At 64.0% G+C, this 15,071-nt stretch carries 14 protein-coding genes; 8 read left to right on the top strand and 6 right to left on the bottom strand.

The genetic code is table 11. The annotated features are described in order from the left end of the window. Nucleotides 1-112 precede the first annotated feature (112 nt). Nucleotides 113-1,054 (bottom strand): fatty acid desaturase, encoded by a 942-nt coding sequence (locus tag RJ527_02745; protein WND76668.1) that lies wholly within the window; start codon nt 1,052-1,054, stop codon nt 113-115. A 155-nt stretch (nt 1,055-1,209) separates the two neighbouring features. Here RJ527_02745 and RJ527_02750 point away from each other — a divergent pair, with 155 nt between their 5' ends. From RJ527_02750 to RJ527_02760, 3 genes are read left to right on the top strand one after another with little or no spacing between them, the layout of a single operon-like run. Continuing rightward, nucleotides 1,210-2,397, top strand: coding sequence for a cyclopropane-fatty-acyl-phospholipid synthase family protein (locus RJ527_02750; protein ID WND76669.1), 1,188 nt, complete (start codon nt 1,210-1,212; stop codon nt 2,395-2,397). A 19-nt stretch (nt 2,398-2,416) separates the two neighbouring features. Beyond that, a complete protein-coding gene (locus RJ527_02755; protein WND76670.1) occupies nt 2,417-3,592 on the top strand; it encodes a hypothetical protein in 1,176 nt (391 codons plus the stop codon). 5 nt (nt 3,593-3,597) lie between these two features. Beyond that, nucleotides 3,598-4,185: a class I SAM-dependent methyltransferase gene (locus RJ527_02760; GenBank protein ID WND76671.1), complete on the top strand. Its 588-nt coding sequence runs from the start codon at nt 3,598-3,600 to the stop codon at nt 4,183-4,185. Between the two features lie 7 nt (nt 4,186-4,192). Here the strand turns inward: RJ527_02760 and RJ527_02765 are convergent, their stop codons facing one another. Further along, on the bottom strand, nt 4,193-4,825 hold the full coding sequence (locus RJ527_02765) for a hypothetical protein (GenBank protein ID WND76672.1): 633 nt from the start codon (nt 4,823-4,825) through the stop codon (nt 4,193-4,195). Between the two features lie 147 nt (nt 4,826-4,972). Between RJ527_02765 and RJ527_02770 the strand changes: the two genes are divergently transcribed. Beyond that, the gene (locus RJ527_02770; protein WND76673.1) at nt 4,973-5,851 is read left to right on the top strand and encodes a diacylglycerol kinase family protein; all 879 of its coding nucleotides are present in this window, start codon (nt 4,973-4,975) and stop codon (nt 5,849-5,851) included. Nucleotides 5,852-5,858: 7 nt separating this feature from the next. On the opposite strand, the gene RJ527_02775 is transcribed toward RJ527_02770, so the two are convergent. Beyond that, nucleotides 5,859-7,019 (bottom strand): glycosyltransferase, encoded by a 1,161-nt coding sequence (locus tag RJ527_02775; protein WND76674.1) that lies wholly within the window; start codon nt 7,017-7,019, stop codon nt 5,859-5,861. Between the two features lie 89 nt (nt 7,020-7,108). On the opposite strand from RJ527_02775, the gene RJ527_02780 reads away from it, so the two are divergent. Beyond that, on the top strand, nt 7,109-8,257 hold the full coding sequence (locus tag RJ527_02780) for a cyclic nucleotide-binding domain-containing protein (protein WND76675.1): 1,149 nt from the start codon (nt 7,109-7,111) through the stop codon (nt 8,255-8,257). On the opposite strand, the gene galE is transcribed toward RJ527_02780, so the two are convergent. Next, complete coding sequence (gene galE, locus RJ527_02785; GenBank protein ID WND76676.1) at nt 8,254-9,255, bottom strand: UDP-glucose 4-epimerase GalE; 1,002 nt, start codon at nt 9,253-9,255, stop codon at nt 8,254-8,256. The genes RJ527_02780 and galE overlap by 4 nt on opposite strands. A 150-nt stretch (nt 9,256-9,405) precedes the next feature. After that, nucleotides 9,406-11,259 (bottom strand): DNA helicase RecQ, encoded by a 1,854-nt coding sequence (gene recQ / locus RJ527_02790; protein WND76677.1) that lies wholly within the window; start codon nt 11,257-11,259, stop codon nt 9,406-9,408. A 366-nt stretch (nt 11,260-11,625) separates the two neighbouring features. Between recQ and RJ527_02795 the strand changes: the two genes are divergently transcribed. The 3 genes from RJ527_02795 (at nt 11,626) to RJ527_02805 (ending at nt 13,488) form a co-directional block, all read left to right on the top strand. Continuing rightward, on the top strand, nt 11,626-12,171 hold the full coding sequence (locus RJ527_02795) for a YfbM family protein (protein ID WND76678.1): 546 nt from the start codon (nt 11,626-11,628) through the stop codon (nt 12,169-12,171). Between the two features lie 111 nt (nt 12,172-12,282). Then, on the top strand, nt 12,283-12,657 hold the full coding sequence (locus tag RJ527_02800) for an HNH endonuclease (protein ID WND76679.1): 375 nt from the start codon (nt 12,283-12,285) through the stop codon (nt 12,655-12,657). Nucleotides 12,658-12,786: 129 nt separating this feature from the next. Continuing rightward, nucleotides 12,787-13,488: a Sua5/YciO/YrdC/YwlC family protein gene (locus RJ527_02805; protein WND76680.1), complete on the top strand. Its 702-nt coding sequence runs from the start codon at nt 12,787-12,789 to the stop codon at nt 13,486-13,488. Between the two features lie 6 nt (nt 13,489-13,494). On the opposite strand, the gene RJ527_02810 is transcribed toward RJ527_02805, so the two are convergent. Then, the gene (locus RJ527_02810; GenBank protein WND76681.1) at nt 13,495-15,063 is read right to left on the bottom strand and encodes a bifunctional GNAT family N-acetyltransferase/carbon-nitrogen hydrolase family protein; all 1,569 of its coding nucleotides are present in this window, start codon (nt 15,061-15,063) and stop codon (nt 13,495-13,497) included. Nucleotides 15,064-15,071: the final 8 nt, after the last annotated feature.

Here is a 15,071-nt window from a genome sequence, read left to right on the forward strand (position 1 = left end):
CCCTTTATTATCAAAGGTAAATGGCGGACTCCCTCTCCGCCATTATGTCTCTGAATTTCGAAAATAGCCGGTCAGACGCCGGGCCTTTGGCGGCCCGGGCGGCGTTGGCCGCTTATGGGTTCGCGGTTTCGTCCACGGGCAGCGGTTGCGGGCCCCGGACGGCGCGCCAGAACGGAATGACGTTGGCGTTGTAGTCCTTGTCGCCCCGCCCCTTCAGTTCCTCATGCAACCGGCGCAGGTTGTGATAGGGCACGCCCGGATAGATGTGATGGGCGGTGTGGAAGCGCAGGCCGAGCGGCTGCAGAAGCGCCGCCAGGGGGGCCTCCACCGTGAAGCTGTCGAGCACATGGTCCCGTTTGTCGGTTTGCGCGACATGCCCGATCATGCGGTGTTCAAAGGGAATCCGCATGGTCCCCGCCATCCAGCCGCCGACCAGGATGGCGTAATAGATCGGCAGCCATTGCAGCGCCGTCAGACAAAACACAGCGAAAATGACAAGCGAGTAGCGGCTCAGCCAGGTGATTTCCTTGCGGTAGCGTTCCTCGACATCGCTGCCCATGGTGAAGCCGTGCCGCCGGAGCACGCGTTCCAACCCTTCTTCCGCGTTCGCCCCCAGGCTGGCCGTCGTCGCCAGGAACAGGTTCAGGAACGGCATCAGGAACGGCGCGATGAACACGACGAAGATCATCAGGGCGTGATTGGTGCGCAGCGGCAGATACTGCGGGTCGTCCTTGGTCCCGAACACGCCCAGGGAATGATGAGTCAGGTGCGGCTTATAAAACCGCGATGCGGGCAGCAGGATGACGGCGCCGACCGTCAGGTTCCACAGCAGGGCAAAGCGTCTCATCTTCCTGTCCCCCTGGCGGTGGGTGATCTCGTGCGCGAAGCAGGCGCCCCGATACAGGGACAAACTGCCGAGAATCATGGGCAGGACACGCATCCAGCCGTCCGTTTCGAGGGCCCAAATGAAACAGGCCGCGAACACCGCGAAGGACGCCAGGAAATCCGCGTAATAGATCGCCATATCGGCATCGTAGTAGGATTTGTCGATCATGCCGGGCCCCGCCTATCCTAGCCCTTCGTTGAATAAATGATGGGGCATCGGAATGCAATCGGCCCCCCGCCGCCCCTCGCGTCCGATTTCGTCCTTCACAACTCCTTGATATCCAACTTTAATGCACGCCACCATTGGGGGCAGGAGGGGGAATTATGAAGAAGACGATCCGCGACATCGCGCATGCCATACAGCGTGCCCAACCCGAGGCAAGTTTCACGGTCCGCTTTTGGGACGGAGAGACGATCGAAATCGGCGACTCCCCGGCATTCGTGCTGTGGTTCAAGGAAAAGCGGGCACTTTCCCGCACGCTTGCCGACGCCTTCATGGGCTTTGGCGAATCCTACATGGCCGGCGACATCGAGGTTGAAGGCGACCTGCAGGAGCTTTTTCGGCTCAGCTGGTCCGTCGACTTCGCCAACAATCCCATATCGCTGGGCCTGAAGGTGCGCATGGCCGTGGCCTATATCCTGAACCAGAACACATTCACCCGCGCACGCAAGAACATTTCCCACCATTACGACATCGGCAACGAGTTCTACGAACTCCTGCTGGGCCCGACCATGGCCTATACCTGCGCCTACTACCACACGCCGGAAGACACCATCGACCAGGCGCAAATCAACAAATTCGACCACATCTGCCGCAAGGTGATGCTCGCCCCCGGCGACCACATCGCCGACCTGGGCTGCGGCTGGGGCGGTCTTTTGATCCACGCCGCCAAGCACTACGGCGTGACCGGAGTCGGCGTTTCCTTGTCACGAGAACAGGTCGATTTCGCCAATCGACGGATCGCCGCAGCGGGCCTGACGGACAAGGTGGAGGTCCAATTCCGCGACTACCGGGAGATCGAAGGGACCTACGACAAGCTGGTCACGGTGGGGATGATGGAGCATGTGGGCTGGCGCTTCATCCCGGGTTGTTTCAAGAAGATCAGCGAGGTCCTCAAGCCCGGCGGCCTGGGCTTGGTCCATACCATCGGCAACGACACGCCCCACCATAACGACCCTTGGACCGAAAAATACCTGTTCCCCGGTTCGCGGGTCCCGACCTTGACCCAGCTTGTCGAGAACGCGGCACAGGCCGGCATGAACGTGATCGACGTGGAGAACCTTCGCCTGCACTATCCGCCGACGATCAACGCCTGGCTCGATTCCTTCAATCGGAACGAGGATCGCATCCGCGAGATGTTCGATGAGACCTTCGTGCGCATGTACCGACTGTATATGGCCGTATCCGCCGTTTCGTTCACGCACGGCGACAATCGACTGTTCCACGTCGTGTTCACGAACGGCCTGGCCAACGACCTGCCCCTGACCCGCGGACACCTCTACCGCGACTGATGACATCTGGATTCCGGGAATGAGCGATGACCGCCGCCATATCGTGGTGATCTACACCGATGCCGGCGGCGGTCACCGGATGACCGCGTTCGCGTCCAAGGAAATTCTGGAGGCGACCGGGCTTTACCGGGTGACGCTGATCAACCCCTACAAGGAACTGATGCCGCATCTGGATCTTTTGTTGCGCCTTTCCGGCCGCCGATCCGAGGACATCTACAACGAAACGATCCTGCGCGACGGGCGCACGGGCCTGTACTGTCTGTTGTACTACGTCATGGTGCTGATCAATTTCCGCCTGTCGGCGCGCGAAGGGCGGCGGACCTTCGCGGACTATTTCGAACGCCAGCGCCCCGACATGGTGATCAGCGTGCTGCCCATGCTGAACCGGGCGATCTTCGACGGGCTTCAGGACTATCGGATGCGGGGCGGCGGGCGGGAAACGGCGCGCGGCGTCGTGCTCATCACCGACTGGGCGGAAATGGGCCGCCACGTCTGGTTTCCCAGGGGCCGGGACTACGACGCCATCTGCGGGACCGAGGAGGCCCACCGCCGCGCGGCGTCCGACGCCGTCCCTGCCGGACGCGTCCACCGAACCCAGGGCTTGCTGTTGAAGCCTGCGTTCCTCGCCGGCCCCGCGGCGGACAAGGCCGCCGCCCGCGCCGCCCTCGGCCTGGCGCCGGACCGGCCGGTCGTCTGCGTGCTCTACGGCGGCGGCGGCAGTTGGCGCATGCGCGACCTGGCGCTGTCGATGAAAGACACGCCGCCGAACGGACAGGTGGTCTTCATGTGCGGGCATAACGACGCGCTGGCGGAGGAACTGCGGGCCGTCGACTGGCCCTTCCCGGCGCGGGTGGTCGGCTTCACCGACGACGTGGCGGGCTATCTCGGCATGGCCGACGTGTTCGTGGGCAAGCCGGGGCCGGGCAGCGTCAGCGAGGCCCTGGCCTGCGGGCTGTCGCTGCTTGTCGACCGAACCATGGCCCTGCCGCAGGAAAAGCCGGTGCTGCGATGGCTCAAGAAATCGGGCGCGGGCCGGGCCTTCACCAGCCTGGCGGAATTTCACCAGGCGCTGGCCGACCTGTTGGGCCGCCACCGCACAGGGGGGCCGCCGGCCCACCCCAACACGGCGGCCGCCGAATTGCCCGCGATCATCGCCGGTATCCTGGACCGCGACAACGGACGCCACGGGGAATAGCCGGCATGCTGACGTTTCTTCTGAACGTCTGGGACCGCTATCTAAGCCCTCATTCCCGGATGAAACGCCTGCCCGCGCGGATCCTCGCGCACCTCGAACCGAACAGCGACATCCTGGACGTCGGGTCCTATGACGGCGCCCTGGCGGAACGGCTTGTTCTGGGCGATCCGACGATTTCCCTGACCGCGGTCGACGTCGTTGTCGCGCCCACCCCCCGCATGCCGGTCCTCCGCTACGACGGGCATCGCCTGCCCTTCGCGGACGATGCGTTCGATATCGTCACCTTGATCGACGTTCTTCACCACGACGACCACCCGGAAGCGGTTCTTGGGGAAGCCGCCCGGGTCGCCCGGCGCAAGGTGGTGATCAAGGATCACTATTGGAACACCCGGTTGGAGCGGTGGATTCTCCGCCTATCGGATTTTCTCGGGAACCGGCACCGCGGGATAAACCTGCCCAACCATTATCTGAAACCCGCGGAATGGGACGCGTTGTTCGACACGGCCGGTCTCCGGGTCATCAAGCAGGAAACCTTCCGCTACGGTTTTCTCGATCGGTGCAATCAGGTGATTTTCGTGGCCGGGCGGCGCTAGCGGCGTCTCAGGACGCCGGCAGCGGGGACAGGCGCCGGCCGCCCAGATAGAGCAACACCACCGCCGGCATCAGCAGGACATGATAGGTGCCGTAAAGCCCCAGGCCGAAGAAGCCCGGGCTGCCCAGCGGGATCAGGGCGGAAGCCCCGAGCGTGCCCAAAACCCCCAGACACATGGCGACGGAGCCCTTGCCGCCGCGCAACCCGAACAGGCTGAGAATCAGCAGCAGAAGCATCACCACCGTATAAAACCCGACGACGGCCAGGAAATTGTCGGAGGTGGCCACCGTCCACAGCGTCGCCGCCAGCCCGGCGGCCCCGGCCGCCAGCACCACCGTCCGCCAGCGGGACGGCAAAAACTGGGCCACCGCCGCCATCAGCATGGTGAAGCTGGCCAGCGCGATGGCCGCGCGCGTGGCGATGGCCATGGCGGGGTGCCCAGGATGGTCCACCGCCTCGAAGAACCCGTGATCGATGGCGCCGAGCATGGTCGCCGTGCCGGTCAGAAACAGCGTGACGGCCCAGTACCAGGCCGGAGAATGAACCGAGATGTCAGGCCGGAACAACAACCCGGCCAGGAGAAACGTCTCGCAGGCGAGAATCACGTCGGTCAGGGCGGTGATGGCAAGGCTGCTGAGCATGGGCGGTGTCTCGATGCTGGTTTGGCGGAACGGACCGGTCGACTGTATAAACAAGACGATGATGTTCTAGTACTTAAACCTGTCGTCGCAAGGGAGAACTGGCATTTGGACGTCCTGCACGGCACGCATCCTGGCCCCGCGACACTGGTGCGGCCGTCACGCCTGCTCGTCATCCTGAACCACTCCCTCGGTCAACGGCGGGAGCGGCGGTTTCGCCATGTGCTGGCGGGATTGCGGCACGCCGGATGCAGGGTCGATGTCCAAACCACCTTCGCCCCTGGCGAAGCCAGCCGGCTCGTCCGGGCCGCCGACAAGTCGGCGTTCGACGCCATCGCCGTGGCCGGCGGCGACGGCACCGTGAACGACGCCGTCAACGGTGTCACGCCCACGTCACCGGCGCTCGGTCTCATCCCGATCGGCACGGCCAACGTCCTGGCCCGGGAACTCGGCCTGGGCACGGGGCCAGAGGCCATCGTCGATTGCCTGACCCGGGGGCGTTTCCTGGCGGTCCGCCCGGGCGTCGCCAACGGCCGGCGGTTCTTGATGATGGCCAGCGCCGGATTCGACGCCCAGGTCGTGGACGGCCTGAACCAGGATCTGAAGCGGCGCATCGGCAAGGCGGCCTATGTGGTGGAGGCCGCCCGCAGGATCGTCCGCTATGCATGTCCGCCGCTGGCCCTTCGGATCGATGGCCGGCCGGTCACGGCGGCAACCATCGTGGCCTGCCGCGGTCGCCACTACGGCGGCGGATTCGTGCTGGCACCTGGCGCGGAGCTGACGACGCCCCGCTTCCAGGTTGCCCTGTTCCGCCGCCCCGGACGCCTGGCGACGGTCGGCTACTCTCTCGCCCTGCCGCTTGGACTGCTGACCCGGCTGAACTTGATCGACCACGTGGCCGCGGACCGTATCGATATCGCGGGCCCATCCGGCAATCCGGTGCAAGGCGATGGCGACATCATTGCCCGTCTGCCGGTCACGTTGACCATCGCCGACGACCCCGTGTTCCTGATCGCGCCGGCGGCCTGACATCCGGTCACAGCATTTCGTCAAGGGTCCGGCAGGCGGTCATCCAGTCGAATTCCCGGCGCGCCTTCTCCGGCGTTTCCGGCAAGACCGCAAGGGCACGGCGCAAAGCCGCCACCGCGCCGTCCGCGTCGGAATAAAAATGGACGTTCGGATAATCCCGAAACGGGTCGTTGGCGGCACATTCCGGTAGGACCACGTGACGGCCCGCGACCAGGGCCTCCATCGTCGTGCTGCACAGAACCTCGCTGAGTGACGGGTTGAAGAACACACGGTAGTTCGCCATGTCGCACCATGGGCTGGTGCTGGAACCAAGAAAGCGGACCGGCGCCCCGCGATCCGCCGCCCGCCGCTCAATGGCCGCCCGGTCGGGCCCCTCGCCCAGCACGTCGATCTCCAGGTTCATGCGTTTGGCGGTTTCGATGATCGCCGCCAGCCCCTTGTTCCAGACCAGGCGGCCCAGAAAGAAAACGCCCCGATTGCCGGCCTCGACCGGCGCGACCCGGGCGTAGTCGGAGACCACGCCGGTTACACGGGCCACCCTCATGGGGTGGCCAAGGCCGTTCAGCGCGACCGCCTGCGACAGCGGAACGATGAAGTCCGTATGGGCGCGCATCAGCCGGGCGTGGCGCCATTCGACGAATCGGGCGGCCAAATCGCAGCCGGGGAAGTCAGCGGCGCGGATATAATGCCCGTAATTGGTCATGACGACGCCGACCACCCGTTCCGCCGCAAGGCGCCGGCGCGGGCGGCTCGTCGGAAACCAATGAAGGTGTTCGGGTTCCTGCAATACGTAGGCACGGGCATCCGGCACGGCGGCGTAGACATCCGCCAACGCCACGATGCTGGCGAGCGGACCCGCGTAGTAGCCGCGGTAGAATCGCACCTCCGGCAACGGCGGCGCGCCCAGGCGTTCCGCTTCCTCAACCAGCCAACGGGCCTGATCGCCCGGCGTGTCGAACAGGACCCGATTCCACAACCGGCGCTGCGAACCCGCCCCCAGCCAGGGCACCACCAGGACCGTTCGTCGGCCCAGGGCCGCCAACCCACAGGCATGCCAAAGCGAAAAGAACGCGGGCCCCGTCCGCCACGGCAACGCCGCCGTGGAAATGACGGCGACGTCGATTTCGGCGGCATCGTCCGGGCGGATTGTTTCGTGTCGCGGCGGCATGGCAGGATGGTCCTTGTTCCGGCGGCCGTTGCCGCCACGAAACTCTAGAAACTTACGGATTCAATGTCCAAAATGAAGCAGAGGGAATAATGGCGGACCAGACTGTCAATCAGACTGCGGAGACATCCGCCCGGCCGCCGGCGAACGCAGCACAGCAGGCGAAGAGCCTGCGGATGTTGGCGCCGGACACCCGCGAGGCCATGTTCTCCATTGCCAAGCGTATCTCCTTCAAGGCGGGTGAGTTGATCTTTCCCGAAGGTGCGCTGACCAATGAATTCTATATCATCGAAGAAGGCCACGTGGTCGGCTTCCGCGCCCAGAGCCATGACGGCGGCGAAGGCGAATGGTCCGTGGTCCGCCTAGGTCCGGGCGAGATCTTGGGCGAAATGTCGTTCCTCGACGGCGGGCCGCGCCAGATCAGCGTCCGCGCGGACAGCGACTGCACGCTTCTCAGCTTCCATCCCTTCGATTTACTGGAATTGGATAACGGCGACCATTTCTACGACAACCTGCGCGCCAGCATCAGCGTCGCCGTCGTCGAGCGCATGCGGATCAGCACGGAAAAGCAGATCGCGACGCTCAAACATCAGATCGAAGCCATCAAGACACAACAGCAGTTCGGCCAGTTCTTCGTCTACACCGTCGCCCTGATGGCGATCGGCATGATCGTCAACAACGTGATCGCCAACCAGATTCTCAAGGTCGACATCTATACGGCGCAATTCGCCTGGCAATACCTCGCCGTCCTTCTGGTGCCCAGCTATGTCGTCGTCCGGTTGATGAAAATTCCGTTCCGGCAATTGGGGCTGACGACGCAGGGGTTGCGCAAGTCGTTGACCGAAGGCGCCGCGATCTCCGCCGTGATCATCGCCCTGACGGTGTCGGTGGTCGTGGCGTCGCGCGTCGTCGATTCCATACCGCCCATCGAGCTCAAGTTCGATCCCGTGGGCTCGGTCGCCTATCTGCTGCATTCGTTCCTACAGGAACTGATCGGCCGCGGCCTGATGCAGTCGTCGTTCCAGCGGTTCCTCATGGATGAGAAGGGGATTCGCTCGGTGCTTTTAAGCGGTACGCTGTTCGGCGTGTTCCATATCCATTTCGGTCTGCCGGCCGTCGGTCTGACCATGCTCAGCTGTTTTGTCTTCGGGTTGTTCTATCTGCGTCATCAGAACCTCGCCGGTGTGACGCTGCTGCATTACGCCATCGGCGCCTGCGCCTTTATCACCGGCATTCTTTAGGCCTGCCGCCGACACGATTGCGAAGACTTCGCCGCGCTGATCCAGGCCCAGGCATGGGCAATCTGCGTCGCCAGGTCGCCGAAGCGGGGTGACCATTCAAGCTCGTGGAGCGCCTGCCGGATGTCGGCGACCAGTTCCGGCGGGTCGCCGGGGCGCGGGGCACGGAAGACGGTGGGGATGGACCGCCCGGTGACCTGTTCGGCGGTCCGGATCACCGTGCGCACGCTGTCGCCACGGCCGCTGCCCAGATTGTAGACCGCGGCCGACGTCGCGCCGGACAGCCGCCCGAGCGCCAGGACATGGGCGTCCGCCAGGTCCGAGACATGAACGTAGTCGCGGATGCAGGTGCCGTCGGGTGTCGGGTGCCGATCCCCGAAGATCTCGACCTCGGACCGGAGACCGAGGGCGGTTTCCAGGCAGACCGGGATCAAATGGGTCTCCGGTTCGTGCCTTTCGCCAAGTTCGCCGTCCGGGTCGGCCCCGGCCGCGTTGAAATACCGCAGGGAGACGGACCCGATGCCATGCGCCGCGTGGTCACGAACAAGTTGCTCGCAGATAGCCTTCGAGTGACCGTAGGGCGAGGTCGGCAGCAGCGGCGCCGTCTCGGCGACCGGCATGGCGGCGGGGCGTCCGTAGGTCGCGCCGCTTGAGGACAGGACCATGCGGCGGACCCCCGTCTCGCGCATGACCGCCAAAAGCGTCAACGTCGCGCCGACGTTGTTGTCATAGTATTTGGCCGGATTCGCGACCGACTCGCTCACGGAAAGATGGGCGGCGAGATGAATGACCGCGACCGGACGCCGCGCCAGCATCACCGCCTTCAGACGCGCCGTATCGGCAAGGTCGCCCACGTCCAAGGGGCCCCAGCGAACACTGTCCCGGTGGCCCTGCGACAGGTTGTCGTAGGCGACGGGCACATAGCCGGCATTGTTCAGCGCTTTGCACACATGCGCGCCGATGAACCCGGCGCCGCCGGTGACGAGAACGCTTTCCCGCATCAAGCCGCCCCCGCCGCTTGCCGAGGTAAAAAATCCATCGTGTTCAACGTCCAGACCCCCGCGGTTATTTTTCTCTCCGTCCCTTGCCCCGAAAACGGTTGAGCAGTGTCGAATGCCTGCAACCTCTTATAGGCGACATCCGCCGACTGGTCAGGCGTTTTCGGGCGGGGTGATTCCGGTCGCCGCCCCGGCGGACAGACGCTCCAGGAACATCAGGCCGTATTCCTCCAGCTTCTTCGGGCCGACGCCGTTGATGTCGGCCATCTGCTCCAGGGTTTGCGGCCGGCTCAGGCACATTTCGCGCAGCGTCGCATCGGAAAACACCACATAGGCCGGCACGCCGCGCGCCTTGGCCAGTTCCTGGCGCAGCTTCTTCAGATTGGCGAGCAGACCGGCGAGTTCCGCCGGCAGGTCGGGCACGGCCCCGCGCCCGCTGCGGGTGCGCGCCGCGGCGGCCTTGCCGGGGACGGGCTCGCGGATCAGGAACTCGCCATCCCCCTTCACCACCGCCTCGGCCCGTTCGGTCAGCTTCAGGCTGCCGTAGCCGTCGATGTCGACCGCGAGATACCCCCCGGCCAGGGCCTGGCGGATGAGGCTCTGCCAATAATCCTTGGCGTGGGCCGCGCCGACGCCGTAGGTCGGCAATTGATCATGGCCGCGGTCCTTGATCTTCTGGGTCGCCGCACCCCGCAGAATATCGATGAGATGCGCCGCCCCGAAGGCCTGGCCCGTGCGCAGCGCCGCCGAAAACAGCATTTGCGCCTGGGTCGTGCCGTCGACCAGTTTCGGCGGGTCGAGGCAGATGTCGCAGTTGCCGCAAGGTTCCGTCGCCTCGTCGAAATAGGACAGCAGGGTCACCCGCCGGCAGGTCGTCGCCTCGCAATAGGCGAGCAGCGCATCCAGGCGCTTGTGTTCGCGCCGCCGGTGGCCGTCGTCCTCGCCGTCCTGGTCGATGAACTGGCGGCGCATGCGGATGTCGTCGAGGCCGTAGATCAGCTTCACGTCCGCCGCCGCCCCGTCGCGCCCGGCGCGGCCGATTTCCTGGTAATAGGCTTCCATGCTGCCCGGCAGGTTGAGGTGAAAGACATAGCGGATGTCAGGCTTGTCGATGCCCATGCCGAAGGCGATGGTGGCGACCATGACCACGCCGTCCTCGGCCATGAAGGCTTCCTGGTTGTCGCGGCGGACCTCCGCCGACAGGCCCGCGTGATAGGGCAGCGCCCGGTGGCCGTTGCCGTTCAGGAACTCGCTGACCTCTTCCGTCAGGCGGCGGGACAGGCAATAAACGATGCCCGATTGCCCCGCCCGCGCGGCGATGAAATCCAAAAGCTGACGCCGCCAATCGGCCTTCGGCTCGACCGCCAGGTGCAGGTTGGGCCGGTCGAAGCCGTGGACGACGATCTCGCCCCGGCCGGCGAACAGCTTGGCCGCGATGTCGCGGCGGGTCGCCTCGTCCGCCGTGGCGGTGAAGGCCGAAAACACGGCATCGGGAAAGGCGTCCTTGAGGTGCGACAGGGCCTCGTATTCCGGGCGGAAGTTCATGCCCCATTTGGAAATGCAATGGGCTTCGTCGACCACGAACATGTCGGGGCCGATCTTTTGCAGGGCCTGGATCATGCGATCCGTCATCAGCCGTTCCGGCGACAGGTAAAGCAGCTTGCAGGCCCCGCCCTGCACCCGTTTCCAATCGGCCACGTTGGCCTCGCGCTCGCGCCCGGAATGGATGCAGGCGGCATCGACGCCGAGTGCTCGAAGGGCCGCGACCTGATCGTCCATGAGGGCGACCAGGGGCGAGACGACGACGGTCAGGCCGCCGAACACCAGGGCCGGAATCTGATAGCACAGCGACTTGCCCGCCCCCGTGGGCATGACCACCAGTGCGTTCCGCCGCGCCAACAGGCCGGCGACGATCTCCGCCTGCCCCGGGCGGAACGCCTGCAATCCGAACACGGCATGCAGCAGGTCTTCGGCCTGGGCCTGGTGAGGGGTGGTGTCCATGGTCATGTGGGTCAGGCTGTTCCGTAAAATGTCCGCACGCGGCCTGTTACCCGGGCCGCCACCCCGGGATAACGCCCCGGGCGGGGGAAGTCAGGTGTTTTTCCCGGGTGGACGCTATTGGTTGCGGATTTTTCGGGAAACCGGCTCGCCGAACCGGCACCAGCCGCAATGGCCGACACTACTTTCCGCTCAAAAATAGGAATAAATACTAGACGTTGATCACAAGCCGCGCCATGGTCGAGGCGCACTTTCGAAAGAAGTATGGCCCGCCATCAGATGCAAAATGAGCGCGGCCATGGAACAGCTTTACTTTCATTGAAGTGGTATAAATAGAATATGGTATAAGTTATTAAGCTATTAGGACACTGCAACATGGCAGCCCGAGGCGTCCACTTCGCGATATCGACCGAGCAGCGCGCGGGTCTGGAGTCCCAGGCTGACGACCAGGAACGGATATATTTCGTGCAGGATAAAATCGAAGGCCCCTGGGACAGGGACCACCTGCAAGAAACCGACAAGGCCTGGGACGCCATTCACCGGTGTTTAAGCGAGTGGCCGGCGGATACACCCTACTTCTATCCCGTGGCGGCCGAACACGGAACCTATGCCCTTCCCGAAGACCATGGCTCGTATCCGTTGAAGCTTGCCGTGCTTGGCGGCAAGCGGCTCCAGGAAAGCGAGTACGACTACTTCATTCGCCTGATCGAGCCTCACGAGGTCTCCGACTTGGTTCCGGCACTCAAAGAGATCGACAAGTCAGCACTCCGAGCACGTTACTTCAAGCACTGTAAGGGTGCCTGGCCAGAATATGGGGAGGATGATTTCGGATACACATGGGAATACTTCGAAATGTTGCGTGACTTTTTTGAACGGATGAGTGGGAACGGCCGTGCCGTGATTTTCACCGCAGATCAATAAGTCCTGCCACGCCTAGGGACAGAACAGACCGCACCCGGATTAGCTGAAGACCAAACGCCCTACACTGGCGAATCAGAAAGAGAGCGTCTCCAACAACTGACAAGCCGCATTGTGCGCGACAGGACATTCCGGCAGATCGTACTGCGCGCCTACGATGCGCGCTGCGCGATCACAGGTTTCAAGTTCATCAACGGTGGGGGACGAGCCGAGGTCGACGCGGCGCACATTCGGCCAGTGCAGTATGACGGCCCCGACATCATCAACAATGGAATCGCCCTGTCAGGCACCGCGCATTGGATGTTTGATCGTGGGTTGATCAGCCTAACGGATGACTTAAAAATCCTTATTTCCCGACAGGTCAACGATATCGACAGTGTGAAGTCCTTCATTAACAAAACAGGTCAAGCCACTCCGCCGCTACGGCCCACAGACAGACCGCATCCTCGCTTTCTTAGCTGGCACCGCGAAAAGTGCTTTAAGGCCTGAGTCATAATTTAAGGTCGCCTAGCCCCCGATCTCATTCCCCGATATATCGTTCACATATTTCTATTTGTCCCATCATCCCCGGCATGATCGACTGGCGTCCCCGCCCACCTCAGATCACGCGAGCCCGCCATGCCCCCCATGCCCACCACCGACAACCCCATCGGCCATGACGTCGACCAGGAAGCGCGCGACGTCATGGACGCGCTCGACGGCGGCGGGATCGCGATCATTCCGCTGAACGTCGCCTATGCCATCCTGGGCCGCACGGAGGGGGCGCTGCGCCGCATTTTCGAGGTCAAGCGGCGCAGTTTCGAGAAGCCCTCGGGCCTGTTCGGCTGCGCGGCCGCGTCGGCTGACCTGCACGTGCTGGACGCCGAGGCCCAGGCCATCCGCACCGCCCTGATCGAAGACGCCGACCTGCCGTTTTCCATCGTCGCGGACTACCGGCGGGATCATCCGCTGCTGGCGGGGGTCGAGCCGTTCGTGCTGGAAACCTCGACCAAGGGGCCGACCATGGACATGCTGCTGAACGCGGGGCCGCTGCACAACGCGCTCGCCGAGTTGAGCCATGTGCGGGGCACGCCCGTGTTCGGGTCCAGCGCCAACCAGTCCCTGTCCGGGTCCAAATACACGGTCGCCGAGATCGAGCCCGAGGTGGTGGCCGCCGCCGACATCGTGATCGACCACGGGCGCTGCCGCGACGCCAACGACCGGGGCCTGTCGTCGACCATCATCGACTTCCGCGACTACACGGTGGTCCGCGCCGGCTGCCGGTTCGACGAGATCGCGGCGTTCCTGGCCGAGCGTTTCGGGCGGCGCATCACCGCCTGACGGCGGCTACCCCTGCCCGCCGCGCCAATCGATGCGGTAGAGGTCGAAGCGCCGGTCCCGCAGGTTCTGCACCGTGCCGGAATGGCGCGCCGTCCTCAGGTTATCCAGGCGCAGGTCGGCGAAGGCGACCATTTCCACGTTCGGCGTCGTGTCGGCGGCGATGCCGTCGCGCGCGAAGGACACGTCGCAGGGGGTCAGGATGCAGCTTTGCGCGTACTGGATGTCCATGTTGTCGACGTTGGGCAGGTTGCCCACGTTGCCGGCCAGGACAACGTACATCTGGTTTTCCACGGCCCGCGCCTGCCCGCAATAGCGCACGCGCATGTAGCTTTGCCGCTCATCCGTGCAGAACGGCACGAACAAAATCTGTGCCCCCTGGTCGACCAGATGGCGGGACAGTTCGGGAAATTCGCAGTCGTAGCAGATGTTGACGCCGATCGGCCCGCAGTCGGTCATGATGGTCGAGACCTCCGTGCCGCCCTGGATATGCCACCAGTAGCGTTCGTTGGGCGTCGGGTGGATCTTGTCCTGACGGTGGATGGCGCCGTCGCGCAGGCAGACGTAACAGGTGTTCCGGATGTCGCCGTTTTCTTCCCGCGAGGGGTGCGAGCCGCCGATGATGTTGATGTTGTAGCTGACGGCGAGGCCGCTCAGAAGTTCCTTCAGCGGCTCCGTATAGCGGGTCAGATGAGCGATCGCCTCCGACGCGGGGATCTGTTCGTTTTCGATGGACAGCAGTTGCAGGGTGAACAGTTCGGGAAACACCACGAAGTCGGATTTGTAGTCGGCGACGACGTCGACGAAATATTCCACCTGGGCGGCGAATTCCTCGAACGACTTGAGCCGCCGCTGCTGATACTGCACCAGACTGACGCGGACGGTGTCGACGGAACGGTTGCTTGGGCGCGACGATATCGGTTCGGGCGCGATGTATTTTGGATCGCGCCATACCAGATGCGCCGCATGGCCGCCCGATTCCGCGTCCGACGGCAGGTAGTCCTCGAGCACGCCGACAATTTCAAAACCGTTGCGCAGCTGGAACCCGAGCACGGAATCGCGCAGGTTCTTGGCCGCCACCGCATCGACATAGGCGCGGGGAGAGCCGATCTTCTTGGACCGCCGGGCGTATCCCGGGATGCGTCCGCCGAACACGATGCCCTTCAGGTGCAGTTCCGTGGCCAGCGCCTTGCGCGCCGCATACAGCCGCTGGCCGATGCGCAGGCCGCGGAAGTCGGGGTCGACGAAGACCTCCATGCCGTACAGCCAGTCGCCGGCCGGATCGTGACGCGAGGCGAAGCCGTTGCCGGTGATCTGCCACCAGGTATGGTGGGCGAAGGCGATCTCCTCGGCGATGCGGAAGGTGGCGCAATAGCCGACGACCTCATCCTCGTAGGTGGCGACGAACTGGCCTTGCGGGAAGTTGTTGATCTGCCCGCGCAGCTGGTCCGCCGAATAGGCGGCCATGGTGGGATAGACCTTTTTGTACAGCTTCAAGATCGCCGGCACGTCGCCTTCTCGTGCATGACGCACGACAAGTTTCGCCTTGGCTTCGTTGCTCGCGGTTTTGGTCGGCATGTTGGTTC

It is taken from the genome of Thalassospiraceae bacterium LMO-SO8 (assembly GCA_031655335.1).
Taxonomy (GTDB): Bacteria; Pseudomonadota; Alphaproteobacteria; order Rhodospirillales; family Casp-alpha2; genus UBA1479.

Bases quoted from the DNA above. Each gene is read 5' to 3' on its own strand.
- RJ527_02810 (WND76681.1), bottom strand. From the start codon at position 15,063: ATGCCGACCAAAACCGCGAGCAACGAAGCCAAGGCGAAACTTGTCGTG.
- recQ (WND76677.1), bottom strand. From the start codon at position 11,259: ATGACCATGGACACCACCCCTCACCAGGCCCAGGCCGAAGACCTGCTG.
- RJ527_02780 (WND76675.1), top strand. From the start codon at position 7,109: ATGGCGGACCAGACTGTCAATCAGACTGCGGAGACATCCGCCCGGCCG.
- RJ527_02760 (WND76671.1), top strand. From the start codon at position 3,598: ATGCTGACGTTTCTTCTGAACGTCTGGGACCGCTATCTAAGCCCTCAT.
- RJ527_02805 (WND76680.1), top strand. From the start codon at position 12,787: ATGCCCCCCATGCCCACCACCGACAACCCCATCGGCCATGACGTCGAC.
- RJ527_02765 (WND76672.1), bottom strand. From the start codon at position 4,825: ATGCTCAGCAGCCTTGCCATCACCGCCCTGACCGACGTGATTCTCGCC.
- RJ527_02775 (WND76674.1), bottom strand. From the start codon at position 7,019: ATGCCGCCGCGACACGAAACAATCCGCCCGGACGATGCCGCCGAAATC.
- RJ527_02755 (WND76670.1), top strand. From the start codon at position 2,417: ATGAGCGATGACCGCCGCCATATCGTGGTGATCTACACCGATGCCGGC.
- RJ527_02745 (WND76668.1), bottom strand. From the start codon at position 1,054: ATGATCGACAAATCCTACTACGATGCCGATATGGCGATCTATTACGCG.
- RJ527_02795 (WND76678.1), top strand. From the start codon at position 11,626: ATGGCAGCCCGAGGCGTCCACTTCGCGATATCGACCGAGCAGCGCGCG.
- galE (WND76676.1), bottom strand. From the start codon at position 9,255: ATGCGGGAAAGCGTTCTCGTCACCGGCGGCGCCGGGTTCATCGGCGCG.
- RJ527_02750 (WND76669.1), top strand. From the start codon at position 1,210: ATGAAGAAGACGATCCGCGACATCGCGCATGCCATACAGCGTGCCCAA.